We start from the raw sequence: 15595 nt of genomic DNA on the forward strand, positions 1-15595 counted from the left end.
TTAACAACACATACAGCAACATGTTGCTTTATGATTTACTGAAAAAGAATTAAGATAAGCAAGTTCATTTGTAAAATTCCCGGGCGCCGGAACAAGTGGTACTTTCAACACAGTTCTTTCTGAAGGTGGCGTATCAAAAATAGTAATGGAGAATTCCGGGAATGAAGAAAAGTCCCTGTCATTTACTTCCTCAAAATGAATTACTATATGTTCTGGTGCAACAAAGCCACAATGATCCTTTAATGTTTTTGCGGGTGCTGCTATTAGTTTTTTCTTAAATTCCGGGTGTTTCCAGGCTTCGGCCAATACGTGATAATATGCCATCAGCCATTGGTTTGAGATAAAAGTTGTGTTCATTTTAAGTAATTGAATGGTTATAAAATATTATTCTCCATTCTGACAATGAGTGGAATTATCCGACGCTCAATCAGGACAGCATTTTGTTCATGCGCTATTTTCTTTGCAGTGTTTACATGTTTTAAGGCGGTTTCATATTCTTGCTCTGACATAAATACGGTACTGAGCATACGATATATTTCTGCGGCATAAAGTGCTCCATCTGAACTTCCCAGATAAGACAAACAATTGAACAATCTGTCCTTTGCTACTTCATAATACCCTGCTTCGATTTCCATCCCGGCAATGATGGCATGCCAAAAGCTTCGCATAGATTGTATACCGCTTGCAGTTTCTTCTTCCAGTGCTTTTGTTGCGGCAGTAAGATCGTCTAGTGACCAGGCGTGAAAAATAGCAGCATAATGCCCAAACATGTTGAGCTCAGTTTGTGCATTCAGTTGTAAAAGTGCTCCACTGAATTTTTCTACCAGTGCTTTATTTCCTAAATAAAAATATACACAACTCAGGCCCAGGTACATCGATGCGCTTGTGTGCGGATGATCAATGCGTGCTACTTTTTCAGTAATTCTTTTTTCGAGCAGAGGGACTTCTTTTTCTCTCCCCAGAAATACATAAATACTTGCCAACGCTCCCGCACCCAGTACCTCCTGATCCAAACCAAATTCATAAGCCAAATGATCATGAAGCACAGGATCATACAGCGCCAGTGCTTCTTCAAGTATTGCTGCAGCTTCTATAAATTTTGCATCATTAAAAAGCTGTAAACCGAGGAAAACAGAAGATACAATAATGAACTTTGTATTGTGAAGTCCGGCGGCCTGTTGATATAATTGACGTGCAATCTGAGTGGCCATCTTCCAATCCCCCCGCATTGCGTAATAGGTACTATAAAGAAACATGCTTGGAAAGAAGCTTTCCTGCACATCCATATTATTATGCAGTTTGTGCATAAAATCGAGTTGCCTGATAACAGCGTCGGACCCAAAACTTTCGACTACAATCAGATTGGAAAGCAGGATCTGCCTGATAGAAAATTCCGTATTATTCCGCTCTGGTGTTTCCGGCAATTCATATACCCACTTCAATGCCTGGTAACATAAAGCCATACATTCCCTGTTGGCAGAGGTCTTTACCAGTAAGTTCATACTTTTCAGGAGCCAGTCAACCGCCGGTGCTATTCTATCTGCTCCATGCAAATGCCTGGCAAGCCTTTCAGCATCATAAGCATTTACATGTGTATTGCCGGACAGGATACTTGTCAGCACTTCCGCAATTCGCCCATGTACCTGTGTGCGGGCTACCGTAACCTGACTGTTATAAGTGACCTCACAAAATAAAGCATGGCGGAATACATAGACTAAACCGTTCTCCGTTCTTATTGGATAGATGATATCCGCATTTACTAATTCTTCAAGATCAGCCTGCACACTTTCTTCTTCTCTTACTGAAATCTGCATTAAAAGCTGATATTGAAATTCGCGGCCTATGGTAGCCGCCAGTTGGGCAGTTTCTTTTGCAAGCCCCATATCATCCAGCCTTGCATTTAAAAGTTCTTTTAATGTAGCTGGTACAGGTAATTGCTGCTTATTATCATCGAGTTTATAAACATTGTTCTCAAACACAAGCCTTCCCTTAACTGATAGCATCATAGTCAGCTGCTCAATAAAAAACGGAATACCATCTGTATGATCAACGATATATCCGAGCGACTTTTGCTCAATTGTTTTATTACCAAGCAGTTCTTCAATTATCCCTCTGGACATTACTTTATCCAATGGTTCCAGCTCTATAAGAGAAAAAGAATGATCTGCCCATTCCGGAATAAAGTCCGGTCTTGCTGAAAAGAGAAAAAGAAAATTGTTTTTATCTGTGCTGGCAATCATCTCTGATAGGAACTCCCTGCTACTTGGATCCAGCCAGTGCAAATCTTCTATGATCAGTACATATTTTCTGGTGTCCGCTATTTTCACAATACATTTTTTCAAAGCATTAAACAGGATTGTTCTTTGCTCAAAAGGACTGACTTGTGAAGCAGGATACTTTTCATTAAAGGGTATGTCAAGCCAGGAGAGAAGAACAGGCAGCACATTATTCACCTCACATCCGGCTCCGGACAGCATCTGTTCCAGTAAAAGTATGGAGGTTTCCGGGGTGGTTGTGGAGTGCAACCCGTAGTATTGCCTGATGATTTCAAAAACAGGTTGTAATACTATATTCCTGTATTCCGGAAGACAACGAAGTTCTATTAGCGCATTGGTTTTAATAGCTTTTTTCGTCTCATACAACAATTTAGATTTACCAATTCCGGCCTCACCTCTTACCAGTATTACCCGTCCATTTCCGCTATCCACCTTTTCATAGTGTTGCGTAATAGTAGCTAATACCTCATCTCTTCCATGCATTTTTCTATTAATCCCGGCAGATCTTAACTGAGAAAATGCTTCAACAGGGCGCTCTCTTAATATGTGAAATGTTTCCATTTCCTGAAGCATATCCGGGAACTGTATGCTTTTATATTTTTCGAATTCTACATATGCCTCCAGCAGTTGCCGGGCGGCTTCTGTGATCAGTACGCGCTGGGAAAAAGTATGCTGCAGTAAGTTAAAAGCGATATTCGCAGTGATACCATCCGGCACCTTATTCTGCCGGGAAATAATCATTCCGGAATGAATGGCCAGGCGTATATCCAGGTAAATCCTCAGTTGTTTATAGAACCTCGCACTACGTTGCTGTATACGGGTAAGAATTTCCAACGCGGCTCTGCTGGCAAGTCTTGCGTCGCTGTCACTTATATGCGGATATCCGAAATAAATCATGATATGATCCGCAAAAATCCCTTTTACATATCCCCCGAAACGTAATGCGATATCAGTACAGGTATTTATCTGATCGCGCTGTATTTCTTCCAGCGTTTCCTCATCTATTTCCACAGCTTCTGTTACCTGAATATTTATTTTTATACAAAGGGTTGTAATTTGTCTTTTTTCCCTTCTTTCATAATTCCAGGCTAGCGCATTATCCACCGTATCATTTCCGGAGAATCCGGGATGATTATATTCAGATTTATTTACTGTCAGTGTAGTAAAATCTATATTATTATAATCATGGAATAATACGTGTGCATCGGCTATCCTTGTTTCTGCCTTTTTATCCAGTACCCGCAGTAATAAATCATGTAGTGGATGACCTTCCATAAACGAGGGAATTGGAATAACAGATGTATTGAGTTGCTGATAATAAATATCAGCGACTGATTTTCCCCGGATAGCAGGTTTCCCTGTAATGCACTCTATCAATAAAAGTCCCCAGGCATAGAGATCAGATCGTGTAGTAGGAGGTTCTCCTCTCAATTGCTCGGGAGCTGCATAAGCAGGTGTACCTGCTGCATCATGGTTAAGGATGGTATCCTGAGTAAAAGCACCAATGCCGAAATCCAGTATTTTCACATATGCCCTGGTACCTGTTTTCGTTACCATGATATTCTCCGGCTTCAGATCTCGGTGTACAATTCCTTTATCATGTGCACACGACAATGCATCCAGTACCTGCCCCATTAATTCTTTCGTATCGTGAAAACTCACAGCTCCTTCCTGAAGGATCAGTTTCTTAAGGGTAACTCCAGATAAATATTCAAAAACAACAAAAGGTATATTGTCTGATGTATAACCTTTATCTAACAGCTTTACTATGTATGGATGGCTGATTTCAGCACAGATCTGCACTTCACGTTCAAACCTGGCAATCTGTTGTTTCCCCTGCAGGTGATCACATTTGAGCACTTTAATGGCAACATACTGGTTGGTCGCAATCTGTACCGCTTTATATACCTGGCCGAAGGTCCCTTCTCCAAGTATTTCAAGGATCCAGTAATTATTCAGGTGAGGGAATTCATTAATCCGTGGATCGGGTTTCATAGGGTAATGCTTATTTAACTTTCAAAACAGAAATTTATTCCGGCAATATGGCTCCAAGATTTTGTTCGCCCTTTTTAATACAAAAGAAAGGATGTCCTAAGCGTATTTCCCCGGAACGTCTTTCAATAACATTCGCAAATGCATATCCAAAAGAGAGCGTTTCAGAAAGTTGTTTTCGCAACCGGAAGATCTGTAGGTTCAAAAAATACATATCAATGTCCTTTCTCATTTCCCTGGATAAATCTTTTACTAGCTTGCCAACCTGCATCCAGCCCTGCTCTTCAGGGGCGATTTCCAATAGTTGATCCGACAGGCGCGTGCGGCTAAGTGCCAGTAACAGATAATTATGTGAACGGCTCCCCAGGTCTATTACCTGCTCATCAGACACTACAAGTTGCAGCCTTATATGTTCTTCATCATGGCTCAGTTGAAAAAGAAAATAAGCCTGGCTCACGATATTTCCAAGGTCTATTGTTTCTTCAATATCTCCGTTGGCCACAAACTCCCATTCATCGTCCTGAAATATAATTTTACTTCCGTTAGATAAACTGGAAGTAGCCCCCTCTCTTTCAAAGACCCACCCTTTTTCAGGTATGTAGTAAATGGCTGCTTCATGCTGATCATGGTTACAGAGCTCTGTTACAAGTGACAGTTTAATAATTTCATCTTTCCTTTTAATAGATTTCAGATAAGGGCCTGGAGGTTCCAGGTCCAGAACTTGCCATCGTGTACTTTCATCACTGCCGAATTGTATGGTATGCTTTTTAATCAGTTTCCTGGTAGACTGACGGATAAGTTCACCATCGATAAGTGTACCATTCCGGCTATGATCCCTGAGATACCAGCCATCTCTGGCCCAGAATACAGAAGAATGAAACTGGGATATATCAACCTGAGGCAAATGAGTGTTTGCAATAGCCGGGTTTCTTCCAAACACATAATGGGGGGTCAGGATAACCAGTTCTTTTGTGACAGAATTAATTATACTTGCCATTGGTAATGGTTTATAGCGGGTCGTTTAATTTTCAATACTTTGAAAACGGGTTTATGCCAAAATGCAGGATGGATCCATGGGATTCAATCATTGAATTAGGAAAATGGTTCTCTGACAAAATTGGCTTTTCAATAAGGGATTCTTCTTTATTACCGGGTATGGTTACTATTTTATCTGACAAAAACACAACAACATTATTGCCCTGAATAGAATGTAGTATATCTCAAAAGTAATCAATATTCAGGTTTTTTCTTTTTTAAGTGTCTGGAAGAGGGAAAATTGAGGGTAAACTCACGGCTATAAAGGATAATAAATTATCAGAGAGGCAGATCACAGTTAATCTCTGTGTCATCAATGATGGCTCCCATCTTTTTATAAAAGCTGATAGCATTTGCATTCCAGCCCGATACCTGCCACCGTACCTTTTTACATTGTTCATTTTTAGCCAGCTGAATAATGGTATCCAGTAATTGCTTACCGATGCCTTGCTCCCTGAAGGCGGAGGTGATATACAGGTCATCAAGATATAAAGCCTTCCCGCTCCATGAATAATAGGTGAAAAAGAAGGTGGCAAATCCTATAATGTCAGCATTGGATTCTACCACGAATGCGCGGAAATAATCTTTTTCAGCTACCATCTGTTCCAAGGTAATCTTCACCTTGTCCGGCGTTTTCTGAAATTCGGAAAACTCTTTTATTAAAGAAAGTATGGCTGGAAAATCATGTTCTGTAGCTCTCCTGATGGTTGTTGACATATTACCCTGTTTTATAGGAATGGTTGCGTATTAAATATACACAGAATTTTACTTTTTACTAATCGATAGTTTCCAGTGATATAATTGTATTCAAGAATCAGCAAACAAATGAAACAGATCATCACTTTGAACATACTGAAACAGTTTAAATATATTGACTGAAAAAACTTACAGACCAGTACTGAAATGAGGCGTATCAAAGGGATGATACGCCTCATTCTTTTACTTCATTTAAGCAACAGCTCTTCGATATTCTACTTTAACGCCCGGATATTCATTAATACTATAGCCGACAGCATTATCATAATACCGGCCCACTGTATTAAACCTACCGGCTCTTTTAGTACAACATGTGCTGTGATTACAGCTACCGGAAGTTCTACCGTCATAATAATTGCACTGATACCAGCACCTACTTTTGGAATACCCCTGGCAAACAATGCCTGTGGAATGATAGTACCAAACAAGCCGAAGAATAATGCCCATCTTAGTAAGTTCCAGTCAAAGTGATTGTTTGACAATAATACGTGCATATTCACAACTAAGATTATAAGTGTAGAGCCAGTCATAATAATAGCACTCTTCCGTAAAGGAGAAATGTGTTCTATTGTCCGGCTGTTGATTACAATATAAATAGCATACAGAAATGCTGAACCCAACGCATACAGGATTCCTGTTAAAGAAACCGGTGCGTTAATAAGGCCACTGGCCATTACAGTTGCACCTATAATCACCAGCATGATAAATACCTGGATCCAGCCTGGTTTCTTTTTGAAGAAAATCCATTCAAGTAATGCTCCCATCCAGGTAAACTGCATCAGTATAACGATGGCGAGGGATGCCGGGATGTAGTGGACAGACACGTAATAAACAAAAGTAGTCAACCCTATAGCCGCACCAGTTAGTAAAAGAGATAACCACGTCTTCCCATTGATGCGGGGCTGGTTAGATTTGCGCTGAAAGCAATTCAGTAACCACAAGACCAGCATACCAATAAGAGCCTGTGAGAAGGTTATTTCCGCAGTAGAATACCCTTCATGGTAAGCCAATTTGACAAAGGTTGACAGGATGCCGAAACTGCATGCTCCGGCAAAGACCATAATAATATACTTAATCATTGATTATACGTTGTTTAACTAATAGATGACAGAGAAATTCTTATTAGTTACCGGCAGGTATAACCAGTGAATTTAGTTCCCGTTATATTGCCAGTAAGACAACGGGTGGCGGAGGAGTATTGGAGAATAAAATGAAGTTCATGGCTTGTATTTATTATACTTGATGCTAAAGATAAGATTTTAAAAGATACTGTTCCCATCTATTACTAAAACCATTTATTTAACAGATAAAAAGAAAAAATGTATCTTATACTGCCAACTAATTTATTGCTCACCTCATCGTCATCATGAAAAAAATATACCCTGTTATACTGTTGATAGTGCTTTCCATAACGGCCAATGCACAGACTGGTTATCATATTATTACCAGTGATGTGGATCATTTCTGGAAGGCTTACGATCTGCTGCAAACAGTACATACCAAGACCGATAGTGTTGCTATTATCCAGCAAAATTATATTGATATCGGATCAACCGGTTTGCAGGAGTTTATCAGGCTTAAAACTATTACAGCAGAAAATTATGTGGCATCCTTTGGCCGACGGCCAAAATTCTGGAAATCAGTGCGTCCTTCGCTTTCAAGGGTATCACAATATAAAAACAGCATTGATACAATCTTCAGCCACTATCAGAAAATACTCCCCGACTTCCATGCACCGGATGTATGTTTTGTTGTAGGTTATCTCACCAGTGCTGGTACAGCTACAGATAAATTCCTGATCATTGGTTCCGAAATCGCGGCGGCTGATTCTACAGTAGAACGCAGTGAACTCAAAGGTTATATTAAAGAAGTAATAGGCACAATGGAAATCCCCTCCATTGTGGCCCATGAACTGATACATACCCAGCAAAATCCTGCTGATAGCGCAACACTATTATCTAGTGTAATTGAAGAAGGAGCAGCAGATTTTATTCCTCTGATATTATCATCATTCAATATCAATGTGAAAGTTCATGCCTATGGCGCCACCCATCAGTGTGAGTTATGGCAGCAATTCAAAACCGATCTCTCTACAAACAATTATGCTCCCTGGTTGTATAATGGAGCCACAATAAAAGGTAAACCGGCCGACCTGGGTTATTACATCGGATCAAAAATCTGTGAGGCTTATTACGATAAACAAAAAGATAAACAACAGGCACTTCGTGATATTCTGAAGAGCAGACAATACGAAAAGATATTACTTGAAAGTAGGTATAATGGAGGATGTCAGTAGTTTCAAAATTCAGGCTCCCGTAACAGTTTATTTAAGGATCAGTACCGGTTCTTTAGCATTCCGATAAATCCCTTCCGAAATACTTTTATGCGTTAAGTAGTATAAAAAACTACGCTTGCCACGTAATGCTACAATGAGTTGTACATCATTTGCTTGGGTGAAATTAAGAATCCCATTGATGATATTTTTATCATTACTATAGTGCAGTTCATGATTGAAATTCTTCAGATATTCGTGTAGTGCGCTTTCTTTTTTGTTGAAGGCTTCATCAGGATGTAAAAAACGTTCTTTGGCATCTACATTAAGGACAAGCAATTTTGTATCACTAATCAAAGGTGAGGTTTCCAGTTTGTTGAACTTATCCATCACATCCATTGTATTATAATCACAGGGAACCAGAGCAGTTTCCACAGGTTTATAAGTATATCCTGCAGGGACTATCAATACTCTTATAGGACTGGCCTTTACAATAGAAATTACATTCCCTGCAATAAAGCTACCGCTGGAATAACTGTAATTATCACTGCCTAACAGCAGCATTTCAGGCTTTTCCTCTTTTATCACACCCAGAATCGCCCTTAACAAGGGTATTTCACTGACCACAGAAGATACCTCAACGCCCTCTCCTAAAGATGAACTGAGCCGTTCGGACAATTCCTCCAGCCGTTCTATCGTTTCCTCCCGTTCCTGTTGCCTGTATTCCTGGCTAACAGGAGCATACTCAGCAGAAATTACAATATGATCAAATACATTGTCGTAGAAGGTTCTGAGCAGAATTACACGCTCATATTTATATCTGCGGCACCATTCGGCGGCAAATGTTACTGCATTATCAGAAGTATCGGTAAAATCAACGGGGATCAGTAACGTTTTCATAACTACAGATTTTCGTTCATTGTTATACTAATATAACAATTCTCCACAACGATAATGCCGGATATGATGTTAATCATCATTTTGCCTCTACCGCCAACAGGTACATCTGCATCAGCTGCCCCTCATTAGCGATCCAGGAATCATATGCAGCAATAGCAGCCAGTCTTTCCTCTTCGGTGATGTATTTGTCTTTTACCAACTGATTTCCCCTTGTTTTAGCAACTTCAGACCAAATACCGGCTTTACTGGCAAAATCTGCATCCCTTTTCTGTGTAAGTTCAAACTGCACTTCAAGGTTAATATCTTTAAAATTCAGTTTAGCGAACAGCTGGGATAAGTTGTCTGCAATAGCATTATCAAATCCTGCATCTTTTCTCCATTGCAGAAAAGCATCATAAAACTTTTGCATTTCAACAGGCAGCGCAGGATGCCATTGGATCTTTTCGTGATTATAATCAAGTATGGCAAGTACCCCTCCTTCCTTCAGTAATGGTTTCAATTTCCGGAGTGCTTCCTTAGGATCAGAAAGCCATTGCAGTACTCTTGCAGCAGTAATAATATCATACCGTTCAGTAGTATCGAAAGTATGAATGTCTGCAACCTGAAATTCCAGATTGGATATATCACCATAATTCTTACGCGCCAATGCTATCAGGCTTTCACTGGTATCAATACCGGTAACTTTACCCGCTCTTCCGGCTATGCCGCGTGTGATAGCACCTGAACCACAACCTACATCCAATACACTACTCCCGCTATTCAGATACTTCAACAGGTTTTTATTGTCAGTTTCAAGCGACCTTCTGTCAAGTACTTTATTAGTACCCTCGGGCATTGCTGCTCTTTTTTCTGCAAATTGTTGTTGCATAGTTGCTGTTTCCTTTAAAAATACGCTCTTTTTAAAACGGTTCATTGTTTTTTTTGTTTGATCTCCATAAATGACAATCAGCTGCGTTCGGATAGCGTCGGGATCTACCACTTATCCATTTAAAGCCCAAACATTTTCCATATCCTGATCAGATTTATTACCTTATATTTCCTTAGATAATTAACCAGATAATGAAAAGAACATTTCTAAGCTCCACGTTACTTTTCTTTGTGGCATCTGTGTCGCTCCACGCACAGAAAGCCGAAGTTTTACAGCATACAGCAAACACAGGCTCCAACAGTTTCTATCTTGTAAACAGGGCTCCTTTGCAAAAAGAATATTTTACAAAGCTGCCAATCACCAGCGTAACCCCTAAAGGGTGGGTCCGGAAAGCACTTGAAATGCAACGGGATGGCCTTACCGGTAATTTAGGAGAAATTAGCATCTGGCTTTCCAAAACTGATAATGCCTGGCTCAACAAAAAAGGAAAAGGTAAATATGGCTGGGAAGAACTGCCCTACTGGCTGAAAGGGTATGCTAACATCGGTTATGTGCTGCAAAATGACCACATGATCAAAGAAGCAAAGTTCTGGCTGAATGCAGTACTAAATAATCAGCGGAATAATGGCGACTTTGGCCCTAACGTTGAAAAGGGTGAAGGTAAAAGAGACCTGTGGACGAATATGCCCATGCTCTGGTGCCTGCAATCTTACTACGAATACTCTAAAGATCCACGGGTGATCAAATTGATGACCAAATACTTTAAATGGCAGCTCTCCATTCCTGACGACAAATTTCTCGAAGACTACTGGGAAAACAGCCGCGGTGGAGATAACATGTATAGCGTATACTGGTTATATAATCATACCGGTGATAAATTCCTGCTGGATCTGGCCACCAAAATAGATAAGAACACGGCCAACTGGCGCCAGCCCAATAACCTTCCCAACTGGCATAACGTGAATGTAGCGGAATGTTTCAGGGAACCTGCACAATACTATCAGCAAAGTGGAAATCTCATTGATATAAATGCTACCTATAATAATTTCAAAATCATCAGGAATAAATATGGACAGGTACCCGGCGGTATGTTCGGTGCAGATGAAAATGCCCGCGAAGGATACGACGATCCACGACAGGCAGTAGAAACCTGCGGATTAGTAGAACAGATCACATCCGACAATATGCTACTTGGTATTACCGGCGATCCCTTCTGGGCAGATAACGCAGAAGATGTGGCATTCAATATCTTTTCTGCGGCATTCACTCCTGACTACAGGGCACTTCGTTACCTGACGGCTCCGAATATGGTTGTAAGCGATAGCAAAAATCACTCACCCGGTATTGCCAACGAAGGACCATTCCTCATGATGAACCCTTTCAGCAGCCGCTGTTGCCAGCATAACCACTCCGCCGGATGGGTATACTATTCAGAATACAGCTGGATGGCTACACCAGATAATGGCATCGCGGCACAACTTTATTTCGAGAATGAAGTGCAGGCCAAAGTGGGCAATGGTACAGTAGTTACACTATCTCAGCAAACAAAATATCCTTTTGATGACCAGGTAGAACTAACACTCAGTACGCCAAAAACGGTATCCTTCCCATTATACCTGCGGATACCTTCCTGGTGCAAAAATCCTGCTCTTAAAATAAACGGAAAAGTTATTGCATTGGTAAGTAACACCAATGGATATATCAAAATAAGTAATACCTGGAAGAACGGCGATAAAATCTCTCTGCAACTACCGATGGAACTGACTGTACGTAAATGGGAGAGGAACAAAAACAGCGTCAGTGTCAATTACGGACCGCTGACCTATTCTTTGCTTATCCAGGAAAACTATATACAGCAGGACAGTAAGGCAACTGCTATCGGCGATTCCCGCTGGCAGGAAGGTGCAGACCCGCGCAAATGGCCTTCTTTTGAAATTAAAGCTGGCTCTGACTGGAACTACGGGCTGCTCATCAATGAAAAAGATCCAGCCAGCTCATTTAAGGTGATCAGGAAAAGCTGGCCGGCAGGTAATGATCCCTTTACAAATGCTACGGCTCCCATCATTATTAAAGCACAGGGTAAAAAGATCACAGGCTGGGGTATAGACCAGTACGGACTGGCAGCAGTATTGCCGCAGAGCCCCGTTAACACAACAGAACCAGCTACAGAACTGACACTGATCCCTATGGGCGGCGCCCGGCTGAGAATATCTTCATTTCCTGTAGTAGAATAAATGAGAAAGCCTGCAAATTCAACATTTGCAGGCTTTCTCATTTTATATCTTTCTTTAGTTCTTAAAATACTCTTGTGCTGTGCGTACCTTCTCTACCCAGCATCCTGAAGTAGATTGTAATACATATTCACTTAACCCCACTTCTTTTGCATCCGGTGCCCAGTCATAAGTATACCCAAAACGCGTCCAGGGATAATGGAAGTCCGTCCCTGACTGTAATGAATGATAATAAGCATAAACAATATAGTTATTAAACCAGTTCCTGAAACTGGCGGATACCCCGCTCATTAATACTGCACTGGCGGTGGTAGTTGTAATATCAGGACTTCCCGCAGGACGGCGCAGGCGTGCTGCTTTCACCCACACTTCAGCGATATGTGTATTACTACTGCTGTTTACTGGAGGAAGCCCCAGCAACTGGCAGATTCGCATAATTGTATCGGAACTGGCTGTAAAAGCTAACCGGTTCCTCATCTGTGATGGAATAAACAACCAGGATTCGCCCCATTTAGTGGTGATGGAATCTCCTTCCGGGTAACTGGAAGGGAAACGCATAAATGTAGCCATCAGTACATACGACTGCCCTTTGATCTTTTTCCATTGTAAGGCACTGTTAGTTGGTATAATAGGCAGGAGAGTGTCTATTATTTCGGAACTATCGGCCACCATAGCATCTGCAATAGAGTTGGCATATAACTGATCCACACTGTAATCTGGTATGGGTTCTTCATCCTTTATACATCCAACTGTCGTTAAAATGAACAGAAATAAAATTAAATGGGGCGTTCTCATGAGGCTATTTTGTTGTGGAATAACCTTAAAGTACAGGATATTTTGTTATTCACTCCTAGCCATTTTTTTATATCGTGTTCATTTTGTTCATTTTTTCTTTTTAAGCAACCTCAGATCATCATATGCTTCATTTAAAAGGATCCTTGCGGCCCCATCATTCTCAGAGGCAAGCTCACTGGCACCGGCAACTACACTATCAAACAGTTTGTCATTATTGAAATAATAGCGCCCCTCAAAGGTTATTTCCGTTTTCATATAGTTAAGCCCCCCCAGTTTTTCATCATATGGAAATGACTTAAACTCCGCATACACAAAGATCACTTTCCCATCTTTAAAGTAATATTCCCGTACTTCAATTCCATTGGAAAGACCAACCCACTGTACAATTTTCCTGATTTTTCTATCCTTATAAAAACCTGTTAGCAAACTACCGGCATCAGTCATAGTACCTAAGAAATCTTCATTCTCAAGCATCACCTTTTTTAAGGTAGTATCGCTATTAATAGCCTGGAATTCCGTTCTTACAGATTTGATCATTTCTTCTTTAGACTGTGCTATAGAAGGATGTATGAAAAAGAAGATCATAAGAAAACAGATCATCTGCTTACGTAATGCTGGCATATAGTTAGTTTATTTCCTCCGGAAATTGCTTTAATAAGGCTTGTGTATATTCAAGACCTGTAGTATAAATCTGCTCCAGGTGATTGAAGTCAAACATCCCGAAATGCCCCAGCCCGTCGGGCTCCACAAAACGGCTGCAAAGCTGTTTGTTCTTTAACACCGGCTCACTGATGGCCATATTCAGCGTGCGGTCTATATTCGCAAGAAATCCTCCTGCGGGATTATAAGGTATAATCGGATTCACATGCACTCCTATAATATGTTTGTATTGAGCCACCAAAGGTTCAATAGGCAGGTTACCGGATAATCCGCCATCTACATACGGGATACCATCAATTTCTACCGGCGGGAACAACATGGGAATAGAGGATGCTGCAAGAACGGCAGGAATGATAGCGCCTTTGTGGAAGATGGCCTGTTCCCCGTTAATAAAATTAGTGGCAGTGATATATAACGGAAGATCTAATGATTCAAAGGTGGTATGCCGCAATGTTTGTTTTAGCACCTGCTCCACCTTTTTTAATGATAAGAAACCGGCACTCCAGTTTTTCCATTGCATGGACAATCCCAGTTTATTTTGCTTGAAGATCTCCCTCACTTCATCGGTGCTATACCCATCGCAGATAAAGGCGGCAGCTATCGATCCGGCACTGGTAGCCGAAATCGCTTCAGGGAAAATGCCTTGTTCGGCAAAGGCTTTTAATACGCCCAAATGAGCATAACCGCGGGCTCCTCCTCCGGATAACACAAATGGGCGGCGGATAGACATAGGCGGAATTAATTGATCCATAAAGCTAATATAGAAAAAGAATGTTACATCAGCTGACTACCATTTGGTACCGGCCTTTCAAGGGCAGTCAGTACAATGTCCCCATTCTCGTCGGCAAAACCGGTTACCAGGAATTCCGACATAAATCTGCCGATCTGCTTTTTGGGAAAGTTGATCACACCCACTATCTGCCGGCCAATCAGTTCCTCTTTAGTATAGTGTTTTGTCACCTGCGCGCTTGACCATTTAATACCGTATTGTCCAAAGTCAACACATATTTTATACGCCGGTTTACGGGCCTCCGGGAAATCAACGGCTTCCAGTATGGTGCCGGCCGTTAAGGCTACTTTTTCAAAATCCTGCCAGGTAATTGTTTCCATAAAGTAAAGTTAAAAAAGATCGCGCTTTTTATCAATCTGATGAAACAGTTAACGTCTGCACTTCAGGAAAGCGACGGTAAACAGGAGATACATAATTAATACGAACGTTGCGTGAATATCCCATATTACCATTTTAAATACGTTCGGCGCATTGGCACTTACAATATTTGAAAATGCAAATTGTGATAGTGCTCCGGAAAAATAGAGCAGGATACCAGCATTTACCCAGTTTTCCGGGATTCTGTTCCATTCTTCATTGTTGTCATCGTTAGCGGAACGACGGATAAAGATCACTCCGAAGATAATCATGATCACTGCTTCTACTCCCCGTGAATAAGAATTGAATCCATAAATACTTTGTACTACCAGACTATTAATAACAGCCCATAGCGGGAATAAAATACTCATCAGGATCATTGATCTTTTCATACGTTCACCTGGCAGCATGTAAAAGTAGAAACGTATCAATAACAGGAACTCAACGACTGTATAAATATGTAATAAGGGTAAGTTATTGGAATGTGATAATATAGTGGCAGTATAGTTAAAAACAACTGCTACGCAAAGGTAAAACAGAATAGCCTTCAATGATCGGGTAATGACACGGTATTGCCATATTGCTGCAATAATTGGGAGAAATGTTATTGCAGGCACTATCTCCCCCGTATATAACGAGGTAAATGATCTGAACGTAAGCATT

At 40.9% G+C, this 15595-nt stretch carries 14 protein-coding genes; 2 read left to right on the forward strand and 12 right to left on the reverse strand.

The genetic code is table 11. The features are described 5' to 3' along the window. The 5 genes from BM176_RS06525 to BM176_RS06545 all read right to left on the reverse strand — a co-directional run bounded on the left by BM176_RS06525 (nt 1) and on the right by BM176_RS06545 (nt 7138). The gene (locus BM176_RS06525; RefSeq protein WP_090100754.1) at nt 1-357 is read right to left on the reverse strand and encodes a hypothetical protein; all 357 of its coding nucleotides are present in this window, start codon (nt 355-357) and stop codon (nt 1-3) included. 17 nt (nt 358-374) lie between these two features. After that, nucleotides 375-4271, reverse strand: coding sequence for a TOMM system kinase/cyclase fusion protein (locus BM176_RS06530; RefSeq protein ID WP_090100756.1), 3897 nt, complete (start codon nt 4269-4271; stop codon nt 375-377). A 34-nt stretch (nt 4272-4305) separates the two neighbouring features. Next, nucleotides 4306-5265: an FHA domain-containing protein gene (locus BM176_RS06535; RefSeq protein ID WP_090100758.1), complete on the reverse strand. Its 960-nt coding sequence runs from the start codon at nt 5263-5265 to the stop codon at nt 4306-4308. 317 nt (nt 5266-5582) lie between these two features. Next, nucleotides 5583-6020 carry a GNAT family N-acetyltransferase gene (locus BM176_RS06540; protein WP_090100760.1) on the reverse strand — a complete coding sequence of 146 codons (438 nt, stop codon included), beginning with the start codon at nt 6018-6020 and terminating at the stop codon, nt 5583-5585. A 254-nt stretch (nt 6021-6274) separates the two neighbouring features. Continuing rightward, entirely contained in the window at nt 6275-7138 is an 864-nt protein-coding gene (locus BM176_RS06545; RefSeq protein ID WP_090100762.1) for an EamA family transporter, read from the reverse strand. Between the two features lie 287 nt (nt 7139-7425). Between BM176_RS06545 and BM176_RS06550 the strand changes: the two genes are divergently transcribed. Next, complete coding sequence (locus BM176_RS06550; protein ID WP_090100764.1) at nt 7426-8355, forward strand: gliding motility protein GldB-related protein; 930 nt, start codon at nt 7426-7428, stop codon at nt 8353-8355. Between the two features lie 27 nt (nt 8356-8382). On the opposite strand, the gene BM176_RS06555 is transcribed toward BM176_RS06550, so the two are convergent. After that, nucleotides 8383-9231 (reverse strand): universal stress protein, encoded by an 849-nt coding sequence (locus BM176_RS06555; protein WP_090100766.1) that lies wholly within the window; start codon nt 9229-9231, stop codon nt 8383-8385. A gap of 76 nt (nt 9232-9307) precedes the next feature. Beyond that, a complete protein-coding gene (locus BM176_RS06560; protein WP_255373452.1) occupies nt 9308-10210 on the reverse strand; it encodes a class I SAM-dependent methyltransferase in 903 nt (300 codons plus the stop codon). An 80-nt stretch (nt 10211-10290) separates the two neighbouring features. Between BM176_RS06560 and BM176_RS06565 the strand changes: the two genes are divergently transcribed. Beyond that, nucleotides 10291-12333, forward strand: a complete 2043-nt coding sequence (locus BM176_RS06565) for a beta-L-arabinofuranosidase domain-containing protein (RefSeq protein WP_090100767.1) — start codon at nt 10291-10293, stop codon at nt 12331-12333. 54 nt (nt 12334-12387) lie between these two features. Here BM176_RS06565 and BM176_RS06570 read toward each other — a convergent pair whose 3' ends face one another. The 5 genes from BM176_RS06570 to BM176_RS32115 form a co-directional block, all read right to left on the reverse strand. Further along, nucleotides 12388-13125: a hypothetical protein gene (locus BM176_RS06570; protein WP_090100770.1), complete on the reverse strand. Its 738-nt coding sequence runs from the start codon at nt 13123-13125 to the stop codon at nt 12388-12390. Nucleotides 13126-13212: 87 nt separating this feature from the next. Beyond that, a complete protein-coding gene (locus tag BM176_RS06575) occupies nt 13213-13746 on the reverse strand; it encodes a hypothetical protein (protein WP_090100772.1) in 534 nt (177 codons plus the stop codon). A 4-nt stretch (nt 13747-13750) separates the two neighbouring features. Then, the gene (locus BM176_RS06580; protein WP_090100774.1) at nt 13751-14536 is read right to left on the reverse strand and encodes a patatin-like phospholipase family protein; all 786 of its coding nucleotides are present in this window, start codon (nt 14534-14536) and stop codon (nt 13751-13753) included. 23 nt (nt 14537-14559) lie between these two features. Then, entirely contained in the window at nt 14560-14895 is a 336-nt protein-coding gene (locus BM176_RS06585; RefSeq protein WP_090100776.1) for a tRNA-binding protein, read from the reverse strand. Between the two features lie 48 nt (nt 14896-14943). Continuing rightward, nucleotides 14944-15594 carry a hypothetical protein gene (locus BM176_RS32115; protein ID WP_143097736.1) on the reverse strand — a complete coding sequence of 217 codons (651 nt, stop codon included), beginning with the start codon at nt 15592-15594 and terminating at the stop codon, nt 14944-14946. Between the last annotated feature and the right edge of the window lies 1 nt (nt 15595).

This window comes from Chitinophaga sp. CF118 (genome assembly GCF_900112615.1).
Classification (GTDB): Bacteria; Bacteroidota; Bacteroidia; order Chitinophagales; family Chitinophagaceae; genus Chitinophaga.

Coding starts and splice junctions, on each gene's coding strand:
- BM176_RS06580 (WP_090100774.1), bottom strand. CDS start 14,536: ATGGATCAATTAATTCCGCCTATGTCTATCCGCCGCCCATTTGTGTTA.
- BM176_RS06570 (WP_090100770.1), bottom strand. CDS start 13,125: ATGAGAACGCCCCATTTAATTTTATTTCTGTTCATTTTAACGACAGTT.
- BM176_RS06585 (WP_090100776.1), bottom strand. CDS start 14,895: ATGGAAACAATTACCTGGCAGGATTTTGAAAAAGTAGCCTTAACGGCC.
- BM176_RS06540 (WP_090100760.1), bottom strand. CDS start 6,020: ATGTCAACAACCATCAGGAGAGCTACAGAACATGATTTTCCAGCCATA.
- BM176_RS06525 (WP_090100754.1), bottom strand. CDS start 357: ATGAACACAACTTTTATCTCAAACCAATGGCTGATGGCATATTATCAC.
- BM176_RS06530 (WP_090100756.1), bottom strand. CDS start 4,271: ATGAAACCCGATCCACGGATTAATGAATTCCCTCACCTGAATAATTAC.
- BM176_RS06545 (WP_090100762.1), bottom strand. CDS start 7,138: ATGATTAAGTATATTATTATGGTCTTTGCCGGAGCATGCAGTTTCGGC.
- BM176_RS06550 (WP_090100764.1), top strand. CDS start 7,426: ATGAAAAAAATATACCCTGTTATACTGTTGATAGTGCTTTCCATAACG.
- BM176_RS06535 (WP_090100758.1), bottom strand. CDS start 5,265: ATGGCAAGTATAATTAATTCTGTCACAAAAGAACTGGTTATCCTGACC.
- BM176_RS06575 (WP_090100772.1), bottom strand. CDS start 13,746: ATGCCAGCATTACGTAAGCAGATGATCTGTTTTCTTATGATCTTCTTT.
- BM176_RS06555 (WP_090100766.1), bottom strand. CDS start 9,231: ATGAAAACGTTACTGATCCCCGTTGATTTTACCGATACTTCTGATAAT.
- BM176_RS06565 (WP_090100767.1), top strand. CDS start 10,291: ATGAAAAGAACATTTCTAAGCTCCACGTTACTTTTCTTTGTGGCATCT.
- BM176_RS32115 (WP_143097736.1), bottom strand. CDS start 15,594: ATGCTTACGTTCAGATCATTTACCTCGTTATATACGGGGGAGATAGTG.